The 20931-nt window shown below is 76.8% G+C and carries 20 protein-coding genes; 15 read left to right on the top strand and 5 right to left on the bottom strand.

Going from position 1 to position 20931, the window contains the following annotated elements; translation table 11 throughout:
- Positions 1 to 17 precede the first annotated feature (17 nt).
- A complete protein-coding gene (locus ADEH_RS13750) occupies positions 18 to 275 on the bottom strand; it encodes a hypothetical protein (RefSeq protein ID WP_157061361.1) in 258 nt (85 codons plus the stop codon).
- A gap of 133 nt (positions 276 to 408) precedes the next feature.
- Between ADEH_RS13750 and ADEH_RS13745 the strand changes: the two genes are divergently transcribed.
- On the top strand, positions 409 to 1860 hold the full coding sequence (locus tag ADEH_RS13745; RefSeq protein WP_011421703.1) for a sigma-54-dependent transcriptional regulator: 1452 nt from the start codon (positions 409 to 411) through the stop codon (positions 1858 to 1860).
- Between the two features lie 64 nt (positions 1861 to 1924).
- Here ADEH_RS13745 and ADEH_RS13740 read toward each other — a convergent pair whose 3' ends face one another.
- Positions 1925 to 2116: a hypothetical protein gene (locus tag ADEH_RS13740; RefSeq protein ID WP_041453544.1), complete on the bottom strand. Its 192-nt coding sequence runs from the start codon at positions 2114 to 2116 to the stop codon at positions 1925 to 1927.
- 290 nt (positions 2117 to 2406) lie between these two features.
- On the opposite strand from ADEH_RS13740, the gene ADEH_RS13735 reads away from it, so the two are divergent.
- From ADEH_RS13735 to ADEH_RS13670, 14 genes are all read left to right on the top strand, one after another.
- Positions 2407 to 2985, top strand: coding sequence for a polysaccharide biosynthesis/export family protein (locus ADEH_RS13735; RefSeq protein ID WP_011421702.1), 579 nt, complete (start codon positions 2407 to 2409; stop codon positions 2983 to 2985).
- 40 nt (positions 2986 to 3025) lie between these two features.
- Positions 3026 to 4150, top strand: a complete 1125-nt coding sequence (locus ADEH_RS13730) for a hypothetical protein (RefSeq protein WP_041453543.1) — start codon at positions 3026 to 3028, stop codon at positions 4148 to 4150.
- A gap of 13 nt (positions 4151 to 4163) precedes the next feature.
- Entirely contained in the window at positions 4164 to 5534 is a 1371-nt protein-coding gene (locus ADEH_RS13725) for a GumC family protein (protein WP_011421701.1), read from the top strand.
- A gap of 23 nt (positions 5535 to 5557) precedes the next feature.
- A complete protein-coding gene (locus ADEH_RS13720) occupies positions 5558 to 6316 on the top strand; it encodes a CpsD/CapB family tyrosine-protein kinase (protein WP_011421700.1) in 759 nt (252 codons plus the stop codon).
- Entirely contained in the window at positions 6313 to 6495 is a 183-nt protein-coding gene (locus ADEH_RS13715) for a hypothetical protein (RefSeq protein WP_041453542.1), read from the top strand. Before ADEH_RS13720 ends, ADEH_RS13715 begins: the two co-directional genes overlap by 4 nt.
- Positions 6496 to 6559: 64 nt before the next feature.
- The gene (locus ADEH_RS13710) at positions 6560 to 7951 is read left to right on the top strand and encodes a sugar transferase (protein ID WP_011421699.1); all 1392 of its coding nucleotides are present in this window, start codon (positions 6560 to 6562) and stop codon (positions 7949 to 7951) included.
- Positions 7951 to 8961: a gluconeogenesis factor YvcK family protein gene (locus tag ADEH_RS13705; protein WP_011421698.1), complete on the top strand. Its 1011-nt coding sequence runs from the start codon at positions 7951 to 7953 to the stop codon at positions 8959 to 8961. Before ADEH_RS13710 ends, ADEH_RS13705 begins: the two co-directional genes overlap by 1 nt.
- 15 nt (positions 8962 to 8976) lie before the next feature.
- Complete coding sequence (locus tag ADEH_RS13700) at positions 8977 to 10107, top strand: GNAT family N-acetyltransferase (RefSeq protein WP_011421697.1); 1131 nt, start codon at positions 8977 to 8979, stop codon at positions 10105 to 10107.
- Complete coding sequence (locus ADEH_RS13695; protein WP_041453893.1) at positions 10098 to 11288, top strand: DegT/DnrJ/EryC1/StrS family aminotransferase; 1191 nt, start codon at positions 10098 to 10100, stop codon at positions 11286 to 11288. Before ADEH_RS13700 ends, ADEH_RS13695 begins: the two co-directional genes overlap by 10 nt.
- Positions 11285 to 12463 (top strand): GNAT family N-acetyltransferase, encoded by a 1179-nt coding sequence (locus ADEH_RS13690; protein ID WP_011421695.1) that lies wholly within the window; start codon positions 11285 to 11287, stop codon positions 12461 to 12463. Before ADEH_RS13695 ends, ADEH_RS13690 begins: the two co-directional genes overlap by 4 nt.
- A gap of 18 nt (positions 12464 to 12481) precedes the next feature.
- The gene (locus tag ADEH_RS13685) at positions 12482 to 13675 is read left to right on the top strand and encodes a polysaccharide deacetylase family protein (protein WP_011421694.1); all 1194 of its coding nucleotides are present in this window, start codon (positions 12482 to 12484) and stop codon (positions 13673 to 13675) included.
- 78 nt (positions 13676 to 13753) lie between these two features.
- Complete coding sequence (locus tag ADEH_RS13680) at positions 13754 to 14932, top strand: glycosyltransferase (RefSeq protein WP_011421693.1); 1179 nt, start codon at positions 13754 to 13756, stop codon at positions 14930 to 14932.
- 8 nt (positions 14933 to 14940) lie between these two features.
- Positions 14941 to 16245, top strand: coding sequence for an O-antigen ligase family protein (locus ADEH_RS13675; protein ID WP_011421692.1), 1305 nt, complete (start codon positions 14941 to 14943; stop codon positions 16243 to 16245).
- A gap of 4 nt (positions 16246 to 16249) precedes the next feature.
- On the top strand, positions 16250 to 17392 hold the full coding sequence (locus tag ADEH_RS13670; protein ID WP_011421691.1) for a glycosyltransferase: 1143 nt from the start codon (positions 16250 to 16252) through the stop codon (positions 17390 to 17392).
- Positions 17393 to 17410: 18 nt separating this feature from the next.
- On the opposite strand, the gene ADEH_RS13665 is transcribed toward ADEH_RS13670, so the two are convergent.
- From ADEH_RS13665 to ADEH_RS13655, 3 genes are read right to left on the bottom strand one after another with little or no spacing between them, the layout of a single operon-like run.
- Positions 17411 to 18268, bottom strand: coding sequence for a succinate dehydrogenase/fumarate reductase iron-sulfur subunit (locus tag ADEH_RS13665; protein WP_011421690.1), 858 nt, complete (start codon positions 18266 to 18268; stop codon positions 17411 to 17413).
- Positions 18269 to 18275: 7 nt separating this feature from the next.
- Positions 18276 to 20186 carry a fumarate reductase/succinate dehydrogenase flavoprotein subunit gene (locus ADEH_RS13660; protein WP_011421689.1) on the bottom strand — a complete coding sequence of 637 codons (1911 nt, stop codon included), beginning with the start codon at positions 20184 to 20186 and terminating at the stop codon, positions 18276 to 18278.
- Between the two features lie 6 nt (positions 20187 to 20192).
- Positions 20193 to 20858, bottom strand: a complete 666-nt coding sequence (locus ADEH_RS13655; RefSeq protein WP_041453541.1) for a succinate dehydrogenase cytochrome b subunit — start codon at positions 20856 to 20858, stop codon at positions 20193 to 20195.
- Positions 20859 to 20931: the final 73 nt, after the last annotated feature.

Genomic DNA, 20931 nt, shown 5'->3' with positions numbered 1-20931 from the left:
CCACCCCAGGGGACCGCTCAGCGGCGATCGAGGTCGTCGAGGCGAAGCGTGTGGGTGCGGCGGCGGCGGCGGAGCGACAGGAGCGCGACGCCCGCCGCCACCAGGGCGAGCACGCCCACCAGGGCCTCCACCAGCGCGATCCGCTGCAGCAGCACGGGATCGCCGCCCGGCGTGCGGGCGCCGTCCCAGGCCTGCCACGCCCTCACCAGCATGAACGCCCCGCCCACGAGGAGCAGCACCGCGCGGAGCAGGACCCTCGGTCGCGACAGTCGCACGCGCGAGGTATCGCACGGAAGCCGCGCGCGCGCACGCTCGCTCGGCCGCCGCCGCGATCGGGCCGGTGCCGGCCGTCGGAGGTGGCGCCAGCTTCTCCTCGACGGCACTCCGCCGCCCCTGAACGGAAACCGGATGGACAACGACTGCACCGTGCTCGTCATCGAGGACGACGACGAGGCCCGGGCACCCCTGTGCGAGTTCCTCGGCGCGGCCGGCTACCGCGTCCGCGCCGCCCGCGGCGGCGGCGAGGCGCTGGCCGAGCTGGGCGCCGCGCCGGCGGGGGCGGTGCTGCTCGATCTGGTCATGCCCGAGCCCGACGGCTTCGAGGTGCTGCGCCGGGTGCGCGAGCGGGATCCGGCGCTGCCGGTCATCGTGCTCTCGGCGCTGTCGCAGACCGAGGACGTGGTGCGCGCCATGAAGCTCGGCGCCACCGACTACCTGCCGAAGCCCTTCGATCCCGCCGAGCTGGAGCTGGTGCTGCGCCGCGCGCTGGACGGGCGCGGGCGGGCGCGCGCCGACGCGGCGCGGAACGGCGCCGTGCCCGAGGCGCCGGACCCCGGCGCGATCCCGCTGCTCTCCGGCGCGATGGACCGCGTCCGCGAGCTGGTGGAGCGGATCGCCGACACGGACGTGCCGGTGCTGCTGATCGGCGAGAGCGGCGTGGGCAAGGACGTCATCGCGCGCCGCATCCACGCGGAGAGCCGGCGCGCCGCGCGGCCGTTCGTGAAGATCAACTGCGCCGCGCTGCCGGGCGAGCTGCTCGAGAGCGAGCTGTTCGGCCACGAGAAGGGCGCCTTCACCGGCGCGCACGCGGAGAAGCCCGGCAAGTTCGAGCTGGCGCACGAGGGGACCATCTTCCTCGACGAGATCGGCGAGATGGACCCGCGGCTGCAGGCCAAGCTGCTCCAGGTGCTGCAGGACGAGGAGTTCTACCGGGTGGGCGGGAAGCGGCCGGTGCGGGTGGACGCGCGCGTGGTGGTCGCCACCAACCGGAACCTCGAGCTGGCCATCCGGCAGGGCAGCTTCCGCGAGGACCTCTTCTACCGCCTCAACGTGGTGACCGTCCGCGTGCCGCCGCTGCGCGAGCGCAAGGAGGAGATCGGGCCGCTGGTCCGGCACTTCGTGCGCAAGTACCGGGAGCGCTACCAGGGCGGGCTGGAGGAGGTGCCGCCGGAGGTGATGGAGCGCTTCCACGCGTACGACTGGCCGGGGAACGTCCGCGAGCTGGAGAACCTGGTGCGGCGGCTGGTGGTGCTGCGCGACCCGGCCATGGTGCTCGGCGAGCTGGGCGCGCCGCGGGCCGCGGCCGGGCCACCGCCGGCGAACGTGGCGTCGAACCACGTGCGGCCGGGCGCCTCCCCGCTCCACGCGGCGCTCCCGGAGGACGCGCCGCTGAAGGACGTGGCCCGCCGGGCGGCGCGGATCGCCGAGCGCGAGGCCATCCTGCGCGCGCTCATGCGCACCGGCTGGAACAAGCGCAAGGCCGCGAAGCGGCTGCAGGTGAGCTACAAGGCGCTGCTCTACAAGATCAAGGACTGCGGGATCGTGGACCCGCGCGACGCCGCGACCGTGGACGAGGCCTGACGCGAGACGCCGGCGGCGCCGCCGCGGCCCCTCGCGGGCGCCGCGGCCGCACCTACCGGTGACGCTACGCGGCCGCCTCCTTGGTCGCGATCGTGCGGGTGCGCCGTGGCCGAGGCCCCGTCCGCGCGCTCACCGCCAGGAACCCGAAGCCCAGCCCGATCAGCACCGCCGGCTCGATCCAGGGCAGCGGGAACAGCCTGCAGATCATCATCCCGGCCCCGAACAGGCCGATCGTCCACGCCGCCGCCCTCAGCATCGGTCCCCTCCGGCGCGCGCTGGCCGACCGCAGCCGCCGCGTCCTCCCGAACGTTCGGGCGCCCTGGCGCGCGCGGCAACGCGGGCACTGCGGTTCCGCGCGCGAGGAAAAACATTCGCCTGCGCCGCCCGCGCCGTTCCGCGACGCCGTGCGCCCGGCCGCGCGGCCAGGCCCGGACCGCCCGCCGAGCGGCGTTCTCGCGGGCCGCCGCGCCGCGGCCGGGACGGTGGCATGCGCCGTGCTCGGTGCGAGCGCGTCCGATTGGCGGAGAGCCGCACCGGGGGAACGGAATGGCGCGTGGCAACGTGGCGATGACGGCGGTCCTGCTCCTGTCGGCGGCGTGCGCGGGCAAGGGCGCGTCCGAGCGGGCCGGCACGCGTCCCGATGCGGGCGAGTACCGCATCGGGCGCGAGGACGTGCTCGAGGTGGTGGTCTGGCACGAGCCGGAGCTGACCCGCGTGGTGCCGGTGCGCCCCGACGGGCGCATCTCGCTCCCGCTCGCCGGCGAGGTGGAGGCGGCGGGCAAGACGCCCGCCGAGCTCCAGACCGGCCTCAGCAAGGCGCTCGCGACGTACATCAAGGATCCGGCGGTCGCGGTGCTGGTGCGCGAGATCAACGCCTCCCGCGTGTTCGTGCTGGGCGAGGTGACGCGGCCGGGCGGCTTCCCGCTGCGCGGCCCGGTGTCGGTGGTCCAGGCCATCGCGCTGGCCGGGGGCCGCACGCCCTACGGCGGCGACGAGGTGGTGTGGCTCCGGCAGAAGCCGGACGGCGGCGCCGATCGCGTGCGGCTGTCCTTCGACGACCTGGTGAAGGGGGAGGCGGCGGGTGCGCTCTGGCTCAAGGGCGGTGACGTCCTGTACGTGCCGTAGGGCGGCGCGGTCTCCGGCGGAGCGCGGGCGAGGGCGGGCGATGGGTGCGCGGCGGGGGCTCGGGATCGCGGTGCTGTGGGCCGCGCTCCTGGCGCCGGCCGCACGGGTGGCGGCGGTGACGGTGGCGGAGCCCATCGCCCGTCTCTCCCTGGAGGGCGGCTACGACTCGAACGCGCTCTACCTGGGGCAGGGCGGGGATCGCACCGGGCGCATCTCGCCCGACGTGGGCTTCCGGCTCCTCGACCACCTGTTCAAGCTCACCGCGACCTACGGCGGGGACTGGCTGGTGTACGAGCGCCTCGCGTCGCACGGGATCTGGAACCACCGCGGCGCGCTCGACCTGGAGGCGGCCCCCACGCACCGGACGCGGGTGACCGCGTCGGCGCGCGGTGGCTACGCCTTCGACCCGGTCGGCCTGGCGCAGATGGGCATCTTCCGCACGGGCCAGCGCTCCGCGTGGACGGTGCAGGGCCGGGGACGCGCCGAGTGGGACGCCTCGCGGCGGATCGAGCTCGCGCTCACCGCGACGGAGCGGACGGTGGTGTTCTCCGACCGGAGCGGCGGCGCGATGCACGCCCCCGGCGCGGAGGCGCTGTGGCACGCGAGCGAGCGGCTCGCGGTGGGCGCGGCGTACGCCGCGGGGCTGTTCCAGGGCTTCGACCCGGCCGGCGACTCGCTGGCGTGGTCGCAGGGGCTCCGCGCCAGGGCCCGCTACCGGATCACCCGGATGCTGGAGGTGGACGGGTACGCGGGGCCGGCCATGTGGATCGGGACGCACGATCAGGCGCTGGTGCCCGAGGCCGGGGCGGAGCTCCGGCTGGCGCGCCGCGAGCTGGACCTGCGCGTGGCGGTGGCACACGGCCTGGGGATCGGGTCCACCGCGCGCCCCGGCCTGGTGGACTCGGCGGAGGTCGGCGTGGTGCGCAGGTTCGGTCTGCGCTTCGACGTGCGGGGCGACGGCGGGCTCTGGCACTCCGGGGAGGTCCCGAGCGGGAGGAACTCGACGCTCGGGTACGCGGCCGCGGGTGAGGCCGGGATGATGCTGGGGGGCGGGGTCCGCGTCGCCCTCGGCGTGACGCACTTCGCGCGGATCGACGATCCGTCGGCGGACCTGCGAAGGACCACCGTGGGCATCCGGCTCGGGTGGACGCTGCCGGCGCGGTGAGGGGATACGGGACATGGAGCGGACCTACACGATTCACGACCTGTTCGCGGCGCTCCGGCGGCGGAAGGTGATCGCGCTGGTGGTGTCGGTCATCGTGCTCGCGACGGGGGCGGCGCTCGCGCTGCTCACGCCGGCCGAGTACACGGCCTCCTCCACCGTGCAGATCGAGCCTCGGCGGCTCCCGGTGGACTTCTTCCCGGCCCAGGGCGTCGCGCCCTTCGAGGACCGGATGCGGACCATCAAGCACGGCATCCTGGCGCGGCCGGTCCTGGAGAAGGTCGTGAAGGAGACCGACTTCTTCCCCGACCTGCGCGGCGACCTCGACCAGGCGGTCGAGAAGCTGCGGCGGCAGGTCGAGGTCCGGCTCGAGGGCGAGGTGCCCGGCGGCCCGCCCGCGCTGCTCTTCGTGGTGGAGGTGCGCGGCGCCGATCCACGCAAGGTGAAGGCCGCGGCGGAGCTGCTCCCGCGCTCGTACGAGGAGATGACCCGCGAGGTGCTGGCCAGCCAGGCGCGCGCGCTGCGCGAGACGCTCGACGCGCAGGCGACCGAGATGTCGAAGGCGCTCGCCGAGCACGAGCGCAAGATCCTCGGCTTCAAGCTGGAGCACGCCGCCGAGCTGCCGGAGATGATCGACACGAACGCGCGCGCCGCCGCGCGGGCCCAGGCGCTGGTGGAGATGCACCTCTCCGCGATCGCCGACGCCCGCCGCCGCCGCAACACGGTCCTGGCGTCGATCCCGGAGGGCCCGAGCGCGCCCGGCATGAGCGAGGCCGCGCTCGACGCCGCGACGCGGCGGGTGCAGGCGGCCGAGGCGGCCTACGGGCCGCAGCACCCCGACGTGCGCCGCGCGCGGCGCGAGCTGCAGGAGGCGCAGGGGCGGCGAGACGAGGAGCTCGAGGGGTACCGCAAGGGCCGGGTCTCGGAGCAGCTGGCGCGCCTCGACGAGGAGGTCTCGGAGCACCAGCAGGCGCTGGCGGGGCTCCAGGCCGAGCTCGCCTCCTACCAGAAGCGCGTCGAGGCCGCGCCGCGCTGGGGCCAGGAGCTGGCGGCGCGCTCGCGCGACTACGAGGTGCTCCGCGCGAAGTACGTCTCGACCGTCTCCCGGCGCGCCGACGCGGCCGCCGCCGAGCAGCTCCTCGCGGCCGACGGCCAGGCGCTGTTCCGCGTGATCGAGCCGGCGCTCGCGCCCACCCGCCCGTCGGCGCCGGATCGCGGGCGGATGCTGCTGCTCGCGCTGCTCGCCAGCGTCGCCGCCGGCCTGGCCGCGGCCGGCCTGGCGGAGTGGCTCGACGGCTCCATGCGCGGTCCGGAGGACGCGGCCGCGCTGGGCGTGCCGGTCCTCGCCGCCATCCCGCGCATCGGGCCCCGCAGCCACGCGTCGTGAACCCGTCCACTGGAGCGAACGCCATGATCCCCGCCGAGACGCTGAACGCCGCCTTCCCGACGCTGGCGCCGGAGAGCCGCCTGGTGGCGCTCGACGCGCCGGACTCGCCGGCCGCGGAGCAGTACCGCGTCCTGTACCAGCGCGTGCTCCGCCTGGCGGCCCGCCGGCCCATGCGCGTGCTGGCCATCACCTCCGCCGGCCGCGGCGAGGGGCGCACCACCACCGCCGCCAACCTGGCGCTGACCGCGGCGCAGGAGGGGCGCGCGACCGTGCTGGTCGAGGCCGACCTGCGCCGCCCGGTGCTGGCGGCGCGCTTCGGGCTCGCCCCGCGGGCCGGCCTGGCGGAGGTGCTGGAGGGCACGGCAGAGCTGGCGCAGGCGGTGGTGCGCGTCGGCCCGCTGGCGGTGCTGTGCGCCGGCGACGCGCGCGACCCGGCCCAGGCGCTCCGCAGCCCGCGCGCCCTGGCGCTCATGGACCAGCTCCGCGCCGCCTACGAGCACGTCGTGCTCGACGCGCCGCCGGCGCTGGCGGGCGCGGACGGCGACCGGCTCGCGCAGGCGGCGGACGCGGCGCTGCTGGTGGTGCGCTCGGGGATCACCCCGCGCCAGGTGGTGCGGCTCGCGCTGGACGCGCTGGGCGAGCGGGCGGCCGGCGTGGTGCTGAACGGGGTGGACGCCGCGACGGTGGCGCACGGGCGCTGGATCTACGGGGACCCGGCCGGCGTGGCGCCGCAGGCGCCGCTGCCCGCGGTGCCCGAGGTCAGGCGCGCAGAGCCGCTGTGAGCGCCGTCGCGCTCGTCGCGGTCGATCGCGAGGTGGGGGGCGGCGCCGGGCCGGCGTTCGCGGGCGGCTTCGCGCTCGCGCTCGCGCTGGCGGCCGCCGCCGTCGCCGTGGCGCGCCTGCTCGCGCGCCGGCGAACGCACCGGGGCGGCGCGGCGATGAGGAGGGCTTCTCGCGGGTGATGTGCGGAACGCGGGCAGATCCCAGCTTTCCGTGGGGCCGCGGGGGCGGTCGGGGGGAGGGTGGGTGGTCCGGGTCTTCAACCATTGGTTCTCGCCGCGGAAGGCGTTCTACTTCTTCGCGGAGGAGACCGTCCTCGTGGTGGCGCTGCTCGCGGGCGCGTCGCTCGGGCCGGTCGCGGCGCAGGCCACCGGCGCCGCCGCGCCGATCGCGCCGGCGGTGCTGCGCGCCGGCCTCGCCTCGCTGTTCTTCGCGGGCGCGCTGTACCTCGGCGACCTGTACGACCTGCACGCGGCGGTGCGCGACCGCGCCGACGGGCGGCGGCTGCTCCGCGCGCTGGGCGTCGCGACCATCGCGCTGGCGATCGCCGACCTCTCGCTCGACCTGGTGCTCCCGGGCTGGATGCTGCACCGCTCGGTGGTGCTCGCCGCGGCGGGCGGCGCGCTCGGCGTCATCGGCGCCCGCGCGCTCATGCCGGCGGTGGTGGGGGCGCCCACCCGCGTGCTGTTCCTGGGCGCGGGGCCCCGCGCGCGCGACCTGGCGCGGGCGGTGGAGCGCGAGGCGGACGGCCTGTGGGCGGTGGCCGGGTTCGTGGTGCCGGAGGGCAGCCGCGCGCCGGCGGTGGTGCCGCCGGAGGCGCTGCGCCAGGGGCCGGTGCTGGACGTGGTCCGGCAGGCGCGGGCGCAGGTGGTGGTGGTGGCGATGGAGGACCGGCGCGAGGGGCTGCCGGTGGACGCGCTGCTCGCGCTGCGCACCCGCGGCCTGCGGGTGGTGGACGACGTGGGCTTCGCGGAGGCCACCCTGCAGCGCATCCCGCTGGCCCTGGTCCGGCCGAGCGCGCTCATCTTCGACGAGGGCTTCCGGGTCTCGCGCCTGACCCGCACGGTGAAGCGGGCGCTGGACCTGGGCGTGTCCGCGGTGGGCCTGCTGCTGGGCGCGCCGGTGATGGCCGCGGTGGCCGCCGCGATCTGGCTCTCCGACGGCCGCCCGCTGCTGTACTCGCAGGAGCGCACCGGCCGCGGCGGCCGGCCGTACCGGATCTGGAAGTTCCGCACCATGCGCCGCGACGCCGAGAAGCTCGGCGCCGCCTGGGCGACCGACGACGACCCGCGCGTCCTGCCGGTGGGCCGCTTCCTCCGGCGCGCCCGGCTCGACGAGCTCCCGCAGCTCTGGAACGTGCTGGGCGGGCACATGAGCCTGGTCGGCCCGCGGCCCGAGCGCGCGGTGTTCCTGTCCGAGCTGAAGGCGCGGTGGCCGCTGTTCGCGCTGCGCGAGCTGGTGAAGCCGGGGCTGACCGGCTGGGCGCAGCTCCGCTACGGCTACGGCTCCACCATGGAGGAGCAGGCGAAGAAGCTCGAGTACGACCTGTACTACATCAAGAACACCACCCTGTTCCTCGACCTGGTGTGCCTGCTCGCCACGGCGAAGGTGGTGCTGCTGGGACGGGGGGCGCGGTGATGCGGATGCTCGAGGAGACGCTGGAACGGTCGGTGGAGGCGCCGCCGGCGCGGCCGCTGCGCGTCGTGGCGGCGGGGGGCGGCACCGGCCTGCCGCGGGTGCTCGCGGGGCTGGCCGGCGGGGTGGACGAGGACGGCGGGCGGGTGGCGGTGACCGCGCTCGTGACCACCGCCGACGACGGCGGGAGCTCCGGCGAGCTGCGGCGCCGCTACGGCGTGCCCGCGACCGGCGACGTGCGCCGCTGCCTGGTGGCGCTGGCGGGCGGACTCAGCCCGCTCGCGGCGCTGTTCCAGCACCGCTTCGAGGGCGCCGGCGCCCTGGCAGGCCACACCGTCGGGAACGTGGTCCTCACCGCGCTGGCGCAGCGCCACGGCGACTTCGCGAGCGCGGTGGAGGCGGCCGCCGCGATGCTGGGCGCCCGGGGACGGGTGGTGCCCGCCGCGGACGGGCCGGTGGAGCTGGTCGCGTCGCTGGAGGACGGGCGCGAGGTGGTGGGCGAGTCGGCCATCGCCGCCGCGGGCGGGCGGATCGCCGGCCTCCGGCTGGCGCGCCCGGCGCCGGCGCCGCGCGAGGCGCTCCAGGCCATCCTCGAGGCGGACCTGGTGGTGCTCGGGCCGGGCAGCCTGTACTCGAGCGTGCTCGCCAGCCTGCTCCCCGACGGCGTCGCGCAGGCGCTCCGCGCGACCGCCGCCACCCGGGTGCTGTGCGTCAACCTGGTGACCGAGCCGGGCGAGACCGACGGGCTCGACGCCGCCGCGCACCTGCGGGCGGTCCGGCGGCAGGCGGGCGACGTGGTGGACGTGGCGCTGGTGCACCGGGGGCCGCAGCCCGCGGCGCACCGCGCGGCGCTCGAGGCCCGCGGCGCCCGCCCGGTGGAGGTGGACCGCGCCGCGCTCGAGGCGCTCGGGGCGGTGCCGGTGGCGGCGGACCTGGCCTCGGCGTCCGAGCCCGGCCGCCACGATCCGCAGAAGCTCGCGGCCGCGCTGCTCGCGCTGGCGCGCGCCCGCTAGAGGACCCTGGATCCCATGCCCGGCACCGCCACCCTGTCCCTCGCCCCCGCCCTCCGCCGCCTCCCCTACCGCGTCGAGGCGCTGGAGGGGCGCGCCGCCTTCGACGCGCTCGCGGCCGAGTGGAACGCGCTGCTCGCGCGCGGGCCGGTGGACCTCCCGTACGTGCGCCACGAGTGGCTCGCCGCCTGGCTGGACGCGTTCGCGCCGGGCGCGCGGCTCCGGGTGCTGGTGGCGCGCGACCCGGCCGGCGCCGCGGCCGGCTTCGCGCCGCTCCTGGAGCAGCGGCGCGGCGGCGCGACCTGGCTCGTGGCGCCCGCGAACGACCACTCCTGCCGCGTGGAGTGGGCGCTCGGCCCGGACGCGTCCGGCGCGGCAGCGGCGCTGTGGGGCCACCTGCGCGACCGGCTGCGCTGGGACGCGCTGCTGCTGCGCGACCTGCCCCGCGACGGGCCGACCTCGACGCTGCTCGAGCCGCTCGCGCGCGCGGACGGCCACCTCACCGGGCGCTGGGAGTCGCTGCGCACGCCGTACCTCGTGCTGGGCGGGGAGGGCGCGGAGGCGCGCACCTCGTCGAAGTTCCGCGCGAACCTGCGGCGCCGGGCGCGGCGCCTCGGCGAGCTGGGCGCGGTGGCGGTGCGGCGCGAGGACGGCCGCGGCGACCTGGAGGGCGCGCTGCGCGAGCTGTTCGCGCTGGAGGCCGCCGGGTGGAAGGGCGCGCGCGGCACGGCCATGGCCGCCGACCCGCGCACGCTCGCGTTCTACCGCCGGGTGGCCGGGGACGCGGCCCGCCGCGGCGCGCTCGCGCTGCGCGCGCTCACGCTCGACGGCCGCGCGGTGGCGGCGCAGCTCGGGCTGGTCCACCGCGGCGTCTACGCGCTGCCCAAGATCGCCTACGACGAGGCGCTCGCGCAGGTCTCGCCCGGCCAGCTCCTCCACCGCGAGGTGGTGGCGGAGTGCGAGGCGCGGGGCCTCGAGGAGCTCGACTTCCTCGGGCCGGACATGCCCTGGAAGCGCGACTGGGAGCCCCGGCACAGGCCCCATGACTGGCTGTACGTGTACCGGCCGTCGATCGCCGGGCGGGCCATGCACACGTTGAAGCACCGGGTCCGCCCGGCCGTGAAGGAGGCCCTCTCGTGGTGGCGGTGAGCCGAGCGATCGCGTTGCGCGGCGGGACGGCGGCCGGGGCCGCGCGGCGGCGCTACATCCCGGCCCTGCCCACGCTCTGGCCGGGCATGCTCTCGCCGCTGGCGGCCGACCGGCCGCCTCCCTTCCCGTTCGGCGCCCCGCGCATGGTGCGGTTCTACTTCGCCCGGAACGCGGTGTTCCACGCGGTGCGGCTGCTCGGGCTGGCGGGGCGCGAGGTGCTGGTGCCCGCGTACCACCACGGCGTGGAGGTGTCGGCGCTGGCCGCCGCCGGCGCCGTCCCGGTGTTCGTGCGCGTGGACGGCCGCATGCGGCTCGACCTCGAGGACCTGGAGGCGCGCCGCGGATCGCGCACCGGCGCGATCTACGTCATCCACTACGCCGGCTTCCCGCAGCCCATGGACGAGATCCGGGCGCTGGCGCGGCGGGCGGGGCTGCCGGTGATCGAGGACTGCGCGCTCTCGCTGCTCTCGGCGGAGGGCACCCGGCCGCTCGGCTCGACCGGCGACCTCTCCATCTTCTGCTTCTACAAGGCGCTCCCGGTGCCGAACGGCGGCGCGCTGGTGGTGAACGCGCCGGGGATCGCGGCCGAGCTGCCCGCGCCCGGCGGCGCGCCGCTCGCCTCGACGCTGTCCCACGCGGCGAGCGCGCTGCTCGCGAACGCGGCGTTCAGGCTGGGCGACACGGGCGTGGCGCTCCGGGCCGCGGCGCGCGGCGTGGTGCGCACGGCGCGCGGCGCGTCGGGCCGCCTCCGCCCGGTCTCCACCGGCACGAGCACGTTCGACCCGGGCGCGGTGGGGCTGGGGATGAGCGGGCTCTCCGCCGCGATCGCCCGGCGGCTCGACGCGCGCGCCATCGTGGACGCCCGCCGGCGGAACTACTTCCTGCTGCTGGGGCGCCTCCGCGACCTCGCGCCGCCGCCGTTCACCGAGGTGCCCGCCGGCGTGGCGCCGCTGTTCTACCCGCTGCCGTGCGACGACAAGGCGGCGGTGCGCTCCCGCCTGGCGGCGCGCGGCATCGAGACGGTGGACTTCTGGCGCACCGGCCACCCGCTCTGCCCGCCCGAGGCGTTCCCGGAGGTCGCGACGCTGCGGCGCCGCGTGCTGGAGCTGCCGGTCCACCAGGACCTCGAGCCGGAGGACATGGCCTACCTGGCGGCCTGCGTGCGCGAGGCGCTCGAGTGACGGCGCCCGCGCGGTCCTCCCTCGCGGTCCGCTGCTCGACCGACCCGGCGCGGCTCGACGCGCTGCGGCCCGAGTGGTCGGCGCTGCTCGACGAGGCCGGGCTGCCGACGCCGTTCCTCTCGTGGGAGTGGCTCGCCACCTGGCGGCGGCACTTCGGCGCGCGGCGGCCGCTCCGGATCCTGGAGGCGCGCGACGCCGCCGGCGCGCTGGCCGGGCTGCTGGTCCTGTCCGGCCGGCCGGGGCTCGGCGGACGCCGCTGGCAGCTGCTCGGGAACGGCGTCACCGGCGCGGACGGGCTCGACGTGCTGGCGCGGCCCGCCGATGCGCCCGCGGCGCGGGCGGCGATCGCGGCCGCCCTGCTCGACCTGGACGGCTGGGACGCGCTCGAGCTCGAGGACCTCCCCTGCGGCTCGCCCACCGTCGCCGCGCTCCGGGCCGCCGCGGCGGCGCGCGGCGTGCGGGCGCGGGTGGAGCGGCGCTTCGCCTGCCCCGGGTTCGCGGTGGCCGGGACCTGGGACGCGCACCTGCGCGGCATCCGGCGGCGCGAGACCTTCGGCCGGCGGGTGCGGTGGCTGGCGCGGCAGCCGGGCTTCCGGATCGAGATCGCCACGCGCCCGGACGAGGCGGCCGGCGCGATGGCGGACTTCCTGCGCCTGCACCGCCTGCGCTGGGCCGGGGAGGGCGGCTCCTACGGGATCCCGCCCGGCGCCCCGGAGGCGTTCCACCTCGAGGTGGCGCCGCTGCTGGCGGCGCGCGGGTGGCTGCGGCTCTACCGGCTGTTCGTGGACGGCGAGGCCATCGCCGCGGTCTACGGCCTGGAGGCCGGGCGGCGCTTCCTCTACTACCAGTCCGGCTACGATCCGCGGTGGGCCTCGCGCAGCCCGGGCATGGTGCTGGTCGGGCGGACCGTCGAGGACGCGTACGCGCGCGGGCTCGCCGACTACGACTTCCTGCGCGGCGAGGAGCCGTACAAGCTCGACTGGGCGGCGGACCGGCGCGAGACCTGCGCGCTCCGCCTGCGCGCGCCCTCGCTGCGGGCGGGGACCGCCGCCGCCGCCGAGGAGGCCTGGCGCACCGCCAGGAAGCTCGCGCGCCGGGTGGCGCCGGACCGCGTGTGGGGCGCGCTCTCGCGCGCGCGGCGCGCGAGAGAGGTGAACGCGGGGGTGGCGCCGTAGCCGCGCCCGGGGAGCCCGATGCCCGAGCGAGCCGACGGGAGCCCGCGCTGGATCGTCCGCCGCGCCCTGAAGGTGGCGGTGGCGCGCGCCCTCCACGCGGCGGGCGCCCACCGCGCGGTGGGGACCCTGCGCCGCCGGCAGGCGGGGGGCGCGCGGGTGCTGGTGGTCTCGTACCACCGCGTCACGCACGACTACCGGGCCAGCGCGCGCGAGGGGCTCGCGTCGCTGCTCGTGTCCGCCGACACCCTCCGCCGCCAGCTCGAGCAGCTCGGGCGGACCCGCGAGCTCGTCAGCCTCGCCGACGCGCGCCGCATCCTCGCCGAGCCGCCCGGGACGGCGCGCGCGCGCGACGTCGTCACCGTCACGTTCGACGACGGCTACGCCGACGTCCACGGGGTGGCGCTGCCCATCCTGCGCGCGCTGGGCGCGCCGGCGACCGCGTTCGTGGTCACCGGCCTGGTGGGCACCTCGCGGCGGCTGCCGCACGACCGGATCTACGCGGCGCTCGCCGAGCTGGCCACGCGCGGGATCCCGCCCGAGCGCGCCGGCCTGCCGCGCGGGCCGCAGGCGCTGCTGGACGCGTGCGCCCGCGCCGGGCCGGCGGCCACGCTGGACCGGCTCATCGCGCGCCTGCCGCACCCGCGCCTGCTCGAGGTGGCGGACGCGCTCGCCGCGCGCGTGGGGCTCGCCGACGCCGACCTGCCCGCGGGCACCCGGGTGCTGGACTGGGACGAGATCCGGGCGCTCCAGGCGGGCGGCGTGGAGGTGGGGGGCCACACGGTCACGCACGCGGTGCTGCCGCACCTGCCCGCGGCCCGGGCGCGCCGCGAGATCGCGGGGTGCCGGGACGCGCTGGCGGAGCGGCTGGGCCGGCCGCCGCGCGCGTTCGCCTACCCGAACGGCTACCACACGCCCGCGGTGCGGCGGCTGGTGGCCGAGCTCGGGTTCGAGGTGGCGGTGACCACCGAGGACGCGGAGAACGTGCGGGGCGGGGACCCGCTCGCGCTCCGGCGCAAGATGGTCTGGGAGAACACGACGCTCGGCCCGGCCGGCTACAGCCCCGCCCTGGCGACCTGCAACCTCGAGGGCGTGTTCACCGCGCTCGGGCTGGTGCGCCCCGTGCCGGGCGAGTGGCGCGCCCTCGCCGACGCCGAGGAGGAGCGCGCCCGCCCGTCCGGCCGCTCCCGCGGCGCGCGCATCGCGGCAGGGTGAGGCGTCGCGCGCGTCGCACGGGGCGCCGCCCCGTTCAAATGCTCGCCGCCGGGGGCCCCGCGCACCCAGCTTGTCTGCGTGGCGGCGCTCACGGGCCGGGACATCGTCTGCTTCTCGAACGACTGGGATGGGGATCCGCTCTCCAAGACGCACATCATGCGGATCCTGGCCCGGGACAACCGGGTGCTCTGGGTCAACTCGCTCGGCAACCGCGCCCCGCGCGCGACCGCCGCCGACGCCGCGCGCATCTGGAAGAAGCTGCGCGACGCGTCCCGCGGGCTCACCGAGCCGGAGCGGAACCTGCACGTGCTCGCGCCGCTGTACGTCCCGGCCTACGGGCTCACCGCGGTGCGCCGCCTGAACCGCGCGCTGCTGCGGCTCCAGGTGCGCGCCGCGATGCAGCGGCTGGCGTTCGGCCGGCCCATCTCGTGGAGCTTCCTGCCCAGCGCCGCCGCGGTGGCGGGCACGCTGGGCGAGGCGCTGGTGGTCTACCACGTGGTGGACGAGTTCTCGGCGTTCAGCGACGCGAGCGCGCACGTGGCCGAGCTGGAGGCGCGGCTGCTCCGGCGGGCCGACCTGGTGATCGCGTCGTCGGAGCGGCTGCTGGCGGCGAAGCGGCTGGTGAACCCGCGGGCGGTGCTGGTCCGCCACGGCGTGGACCACGCGCACTTCGCCCGCGCGCTCGACCCGTCGCTGGCGGTGCCGGCGCCGCTCGCCGCGCTGCCGCGGCCGGTGATCGGGTTCTTTGGGCTGGTGGCGGACTGGATCGACCTGCCGCTGGTGCGCCAGGTGGCGGACGCGTACCCGCAGGCGTCGGTGGTGCTGCTCGGCAAGGTGGTCACCTCCACCGCGCCGCTGGACGGCGCCCGCAACGTCCACCTCCTCGGCCGCCGGCCGTACCAGGAGCTGCCGGCCTGGTGCCGCGGGTTCGACGTCGCCATCACCCCGTTCCGCCGCAACGAGCTGGCGCTGGCGGCGAACCCGCTCAAGGCGCGCGAGTACGTGGCGGCGGGCCTGCCCAACGTCTGCACCGACCTGCCCGAGCTGCGGCAGGTCCCGGGCTGCACGGTGACCCGCACGCCGGAGGAGTTCGTGGAGGCGGTGGGCCGCGCGCTGCGCGCGGGCGGGCCGGACCCGGCGCGCTCGGCGCTGGTCCGGGCGGAGGGCTGGGAGGCGAAGGTGGACGAGCTGCGGGCGCACGTCGAGGCGGCCGAGCGCGGCGCGGTGCCCGCGCGCATCCAGGCGGTTCCGGGCTAGGGGGCGGCATGCGGGCACGGGCGGACGCGGCGGCGCTGGACGCGGCGCTCCTGGCGCGGGAGGCGGGGCTGGAGCGCTCCGCGGCGCGGTGGAGCCGGACCGCGCACGCCGCGGCGCTCGGGTTCGTGGCGATGCTGTACGCGAGCCCGATGTACTGGTGGCCGGAGCTCGAGCGGCTGCGGCTCGGGTTCGTCACCATGGCGCTGTGCGCGGCGGCGGTGGTGGCGCACCGGCTCTCCTCGGGCGAGCGCATACGGCTGGGCGGCGGAGGCAGCCTGCTGCTGCTCGCCTACCTCGCGTTCATCCCGCTCTCGCTCACCTGGACCCTGTCGCGCCCGGACACGCTCCACGCGATCGTGGACGGCGCCAAGATGGCGGTCGTGTTCGTGGCGATCCAGAACGCGCTCGACGCGCCGTCGCGCCTGGCGCGCTTCCTGCGGGTGGCGGCGCTCGCCTCGCTGGGCCCGGCGCTGGGCGGCGTCTGGGTCTGGGCCAACGACGACCACCTGGTGGAGGGCTTCCGCACGCACTGGCGCGGCCTGTACGGCGACCCGAACCGGCTGGCGATGAGCCTGGTGGCGGTGCTGCCGTTCGCGCTGCTCGGGGCCATGCGCGCCCGCCGGCCGGCCGCGAGGGTGCTGTTCGCGGGGGTGGTGGCGGCGCAGGTCGCGGCCATCGTGCTCACCCACTCGCGCTCGGGCGCGGTGGCCGCGGCGCTGGCGGCGCTGCTGTTCCTCCTGCGCGGCCGCGGCGCGGCGCTCCGCGGGCCGCTCGCGGCCGCGGCCCTGCTCGCGGGCGTGGTCGCGCTCGCGCCGCAGTCGTTCTGGGAGCGGTCGCGCACCATCGCCGACTACCGCGACGACGCGTCGGTGGCCGGCCGCGAGCACGCCTGGAAGGTGCTCGGGAACATCGTGGACGAGCGGCCGCTGTCCGGCGTCGGCGCGGGCGCGTTCCTGGCGAGCTGGGCGCGGTACGCGCCGCTCGAGGCGGGGGGCCGGCGCTACGTGGCCCACAACCTCCTGCTCGAGATCGTGGGCGACCTCGGGATCGTCGCGTTCGCCCTGTTCGCGACGTTCGTGGCCTGGCTGCTCTGGCAGACCTGGCGCGCCGGCGACGACCCGCTGGTCGGGCCCGAGGCGCGGGCCGTGTTCGCCGGGCTCGCCGGGTACCTGGTGTGCGAGATGGCGAACGGCTACTCGCTCTCCTGGTTCCTCTACTTCCTGTTCGCCTGCGCGGTCGCGGCCGTCCGCCTGGCCCGCGTGCGCGCGGCGGCCGGGGAGCGGGCGGCGCCGGCGCCGGCGCCGGGCTGGTGACGGCGTGCCCGGGCCGCGTCGGATCCTGATCTTCCAGAACCGCTTCCGCATCGGCGGCCAGGAGCGGCAGACCGTCCTGAACGTCCGCTCGATGGACCGCGCGCGCTTCGACCCGGTCGTCGCGGTGCTGCACCTCGACGGCGACCACCTCCAGGACCTGGAGGACGCCGGCGTGCGGCCGGTGGTCTTCGACGTCGGCGGCCGCATGATCCGCCCGAACACCGCCTGGCAGCTCGCGCGGATCGTCCGCTTCGTGCGCGCCGAGCGGATCGCGGTGATCCACGCGCAGGACGTCTACACCAACGTGCTCGGGACGCTGGCGGCGCGCCTGGCCCGGGTCCCCGTGATCGTCACGCGGGTGGACCTGGGTCACCACCTGGAGGGCTACCGGCGCCCGCTGCTGCAGGCGGCCTCCCGCGTCGCCGACCGGGTGCTGGTGAACGCGCTCTGCATCCGCGACCTCGCGGTGCGCGAGGGCGTGGAGGCCGACCGGGTCGCGGTGGTGCGCAACGGGGTGGACCTGGAGGCGCTGGACCGCGAGGCGCGCCGCGCGCCGGAGCACCCGGTGCCCGAGCCGGGGGCGGTGGTGTGCATCGCGAACATGCACCACCCGGTGAAGGGGCAGTCCGACCTGCTGATGGCGATGCGCGAGGTGCTGCGCACCCGGCCGGACGCGCGCCTGGTGCTGGTGGGCGAGGGCCTGCGGCGGCCGCTCCTGGAGCGCCTGGCGCGCCGGCTCGGCATCTCGGACCGGTGCCACTTCCTGGGCCACCGGCTGGACGCGCCGGCGCTGCTCGCGCGGGCCGCCGCCGGCGTGTCGGCGAGCCACGCCGAGGGGATCTCCAACGCGATCCTCGAGAGCATGGCCATGCGGCTCCCGGTGGTGGCGACGCGCGTCGGCGGCACGCCGGAGGTGGTGCGCGAGGGGCAGAACGGCTTCCTGGTGCCGCCCGGCGCGCCGGCCGCGCTGGCGCGCCGGCTCCTCGACCTGCTGCGCGATCCGGCGCTGCGGCGCCGCATGGGCGAGCGGGGCCGGCGCATCGTCGAGGAGGAGTTCGGGCTCGCGCAGATGCGCCTCTCCTACGACGCGCTGTACCACGACCTGACCGAGGACCCGTCGCCGCGGATCGTGGCCGGGCTGGGGTGACCGCCCGCGCCGGTCCGCTCAGGGCTTCGCGGGCTCCTCGGCGGGCTCGGCGGTCTCTCGCGCGCCGGGCGGCTGCGACTCGTAGCGGCGCATCGGCGACGTGACCGGGAGCACGGTGAGCGGCTCGCCGGCGGCGCGCGAGAACGCCGCGCGCAGGAAGTCGCGGTTCATCCGCGCGATCACCTCGAGCTGGATCCCCGCGGGGCACACGGCCGCGCACTCGCCGATCGAGGTGCAGTGGCCGAAGCCCTCCGCGCGCGCCTGCTCGGCCATGGAGCGCACGCGCAGCGGGCGCTCGGGCTGGCCCTGCGGCAGCAGCGACAGGTGCGTGATCTTGGCGCCGGTGAACAGCGCGGCCGAGGCGTTCGGGCAGGCCGCGACGCAGGCGCCGCAGCCGATGCACGCGGCGGCCTCCATGGCGCGGTCGGCGTCGGTCTTCGGGACGGGCAGGGCGTTCGCGTCGGGGGCGCCGCCGGTCCGCACCGACACGTAGCCGCCCGCCGCGACGATCCGGTCGAGCGCGCCGCGGTCCACCACCAGGTCGCGGACCACCGGGAACGCGGCGGCGCGCCAGGGCTCGAGCCGCAGGACGTCGCCGTCGTGGAAGTGGCGCATGTGCGTCTGGCAGATGGTCGCGTTCCGGAGCGGCCCGTGCGCCTCGCCGTTCACCAGGAACCCGCAGGTCCCGCAGATCCCCTCCCGGCAGTCCGAGTCGAAGGCCACCGGCATCTCGCCGCGCCGCACCAGCGACTGGTTGAGCACGTCGAGCATCTCCAGGAACGACATGTGCTCGCTGACGTCCGTGACCTCGTACCGGACGAAGCGGCCGTCCGCCCGGGGGTCCCGCTGCCGCCAGATCTCGAGGACGATGCGCACGCGCCCCTCACTTGTAGCTGCGCTGCTGGAGCGGCACGTGCTCGAACGCGAGCGGCTCCTGGTGCAGCACCGGGGCCTCGCCCGGCCCCTTCCACTCCCAGGCCGCGACGTAGGCGAACCGCGCGTCGTCGCGGAGCGCCTCCCCGTCGGGCGTCTGGTGCTCGACCCGGAAGTGCCCGCCGCACGACTCCTCGCGATGCAGCGCGTCCCGGCACAGCAGCTCCGCCAGCTCCAGGAAGTCCGCCACCCGGCCGGCGCGCTCCAGCTCCTGGTTCAGCTCCTCGCCGGTGCCCGGGACCCGGAGGTCGCTCCAGAACGCCTCCCGGATGCGCGGGATCCCGGCGAGCGCGTGCTCCAGCGAGGCGCGCGAGCGCGCCATCCCCGCGTCGGTCCACAGCAGCGTGCCCAGCTCGCGGTGCAGGTCGTCGGCGGTGCGCCGGCCGCCGATGGACAGCAGCCGCGCGGTGCGCGCCGCCACCTCGCGCTCCGCGTCGCGGAACGCCGGGTGCCCGGTGTCCACCTTCGCCTGCGCGCGCGCCACGTGGTCACCCACCGTGTACGGGACGACGAAGTAGCCGTCCGCGAGCCCCTGCATGAGCGCGCTCGCGCCCAGCCGGTTCGCCCCGTGGTCGGAGAAGTTCGCCTCGCCCAGCACGAACAGGCCGGGGATGGTGCTCTGCAGGTCGTAGTCCACCCACAGGCCGCCCATCGTGTAGTGCACCGCCGGGTAGATCCGCATCGGCACCTCGTGCGGATCGTCGCCGGTGATGCGCTCGTACATCTCGAACAGGTTGCCGTAGCGCTCGTCGAGCACGCGCCGGCCCAGCCGCGCGAACGCGTCGCGGAAGTCGAGGTAGACGCCCAGCCCGCCGGGCCCGACCCCGCGCCCCTCGTCGCAGACCGTCTTGGCCGCGCGCGAGGCGATGTCGCGCGGGGCGAGGTTGCCGTAGGTCGGGTACATCCGCTCCAGGTAGTAGTCGCGCTCGGCGTCGGGGATCTGGCCGGGGGGGCGCCCGTCGCCGCGCCGGGCGGGCACCCAGACCCGCCCGTCGTTGCGGAGCGACTCGCTCATGAGCGTGAGCTTCGACTGGTACTCGCCGGAGCGCGGGATGCAGGTCGGGTGGATCTGCGTGTAGCAGGGGTTCGCGAACAGCGCGCCCTTGCGATGCGCGCGCCAGACCGCGGTCGCGTTGCAGCCGCGCGCGTTGGTGGAGAGGTAGAAGACGTTGCCGTACCCGCCCGTCGCGAGCACCACCGCGTCGCCGGCGTGCGAGCGCACCGCGCCGGTGACGAGGTCGCGGGTGACGACGCCGCGCGCCCGGCCGTCCACCAGCACCAGCTCCAGCATCTCGCAGCGCGGGTGGCTCACCACCTTGCCGGCGGCCACCTGGCGCTGCAGCGCCTGGTAGGCCCCGAGCAGCAGCTGCTGGCCGGTCTGGCCCCGCGCGTAGAACGTCCGCGAGACCAGCGCGCCGCCGAAGGAGCGGTTCGCGAGCAGGCCGCCGTACTCCCGCGCGAACGGCACGCCCTGCGCCGCGCACTGGTCGATGATGTTCACCGACAGCTCGGCCAGCCGGTAGACGTTCGCCTCGCGCGAACGGAAGTCGCCGCCCTTCACGGTGTCGTAGAACAGCCGCGCCACGGAGTCGCCGTCGTTCTGGTAGTTCTTCGCCGCGTTGATGCCGCCCTGCGCCGCGATCGAGTGCGCCCGCCGCGGGCTGTCCTGGTAGCAGAACGTCTCGACCTCGTAGCCCAGCTCGGCGAGCGAGGCCGCCGCGGACGCGCCCGCCAGGCCGGTGCCGACCACCAGGATCCGGTGCCGGCGCTTGTTGGCGGGGTTGACCAGCTTCAGCTCGTACCTGCGGCGGTCCCACTTCTGCTCGATCGGCCCCGCCGGGATCCTCGCGTCGAGCGGCATGCGCGCCTACCTCACCACGCCCACGACGACGGCGAGCGGGATGGCGGTGAAGCCGAGCGCCAGGATCCACGCCACCGTCACCGCGAAGCGCTGCAGGCCGGGCAGGCTCCGGCGGGTGGCGAGGCCGAGCGACTGGAACAGCGACCACATGCCGTGCCAGAGGTGGAAGCCGAGCGCGATCATCGCGACGACGTAGATCGCGACGCCCAGCCCGCGCCCGAAGGTGGCGAGGACGTTGTGGTAGACCTGCCCCGGGCGGAAGTCCGGGTTCACCACGCCGATCGTGAGATCGAGCAGGTGGTACACGACGAAGCCGAGGATGAGCAGGCCGCTCCAGATCATCCCGCGCGCCGCGGGGGTGGAGGCCACCGGCCGGTAGGTGGCGTAGGCCACCGGCCGGGCCTCGCGCCGCAGCACCGAGAGCTGGAGGCCCGCCGCGACGTGCACCAGGAACGCGACGAGCAGCACGGCGCGGACCGACCAGAGCAGCGCGGGCGAGATCCGGAGCAGCTCCGCGTAGCGATCGAGCCTGGCCGCCCCCGCGAACACCTGCAGGTTCCCGAGCAGGTGCCCGACGACGTACGCGAACAGCACCACGCCGGTCACCGCCATCAGCGCCTTCTTGCCGATGGTGGAGCTCCACAGCGCCGCGGCGCGCGAGGGTCGGGGCACCGGGCGGGCGATGGGTCTGGTCTCCGGGGCCACGCGCTCAGACGGTGGGACCGGGTGCGCGGGGCGGCGACCA

Source organism: Anaeromyxobacter dehalogenans 2CP-C (genome assembly GCF_000013385.1).
Lineage (GTDB): Bacteria > Myxococcota > Myxococcia > Myxococcales > Anaeromyxobacteraceae > Anaeromyxobacter > Anaeromyxobacter dehalogenans_B.
This window is presented reverse-complemented; position numbering and strand designations above follow the sequence as displayed.

Bases quoted from the DNA above. Each gene is read 5' to 3' on its own strand.
- ADEH_RS13745 (WP_011421703.1), top strand. From the start codon at position 409: ATGGACAACGACTGCACCGTGCTCGTCATCGAGGACGACGACGAGGCC.
- ADEH_RS13740 (WP_041453544.1), bottom strand. From the start codon at position 2,116: ATGCTGAGGGCGGCGGCGTGGACGATCGGCCTGTTCGGGGCCGGGATG.
- ADEH_RS13735 (WP_011421702.1), top strand. From the start codon at position 2,407: ATGGCGCGTGGCAACGTGGCGATGACGGCGGTCCTGCTCCTGTCGGCG.
- ADEH_RS13730 (WP_041453543.1), top strand. From the start codon at position 3,026: ATGGGTGCGCGGCGGGGGCTCGGGATCGCGGTGCTGTGGGCCGCGCTC.
- ADEH_RS13725 (WP_011421701.1), top strand. From the start codon at position 4,164: ATGGAGCGGACCTACACGATTCACGACCTGTTCGCGGCGCTCCGGCGG.
- ADEH_RS13720 (WP_011421700.1), top strand. From the start codon at position 5,558: ATGATCCCCGCCGAGACGCTGAACGCCGCCTTCCCGACGCTGGCGCCG.
- ADEH_RS13705 (WP_011421698.1), top strand. From the start codon at position 7,951: ATGCGGATGCTCGAGGAGACGCTGGAACGGTCGGTGGAGGCGCCGCCG.
- ADEH_RS13700 (WP_011421697.1), top strand. From the start codon at position 8,977: ATGCCCGGCACCGCCACCCTGTCCCTCGCCCCCGCCCTCCGCCGCCTC.
- ADEH_RS13685 (WP_011421694.1), top strand. From the start codon at position 12,482: ATGCCCGAGCGAGCCGACGGGAGCCCGCGCTGGATCGTCCGCCGCGCC.
- ADEH_RS13675 (WP_011421692.1), top strand. From the start codon at position 14,941: ATGCGGGCACGGGCGGACGCGGCGGCGCTGGACGCGGCGCTCCTGGCG.
- ADEH_RS13660 (WP_011421689.1), bottom strand. From the start codon at position 20,186: ATGCCGCTCGACGCGAGGATCCCGGCGGGGCCGATCGAGCAGAAGTGG.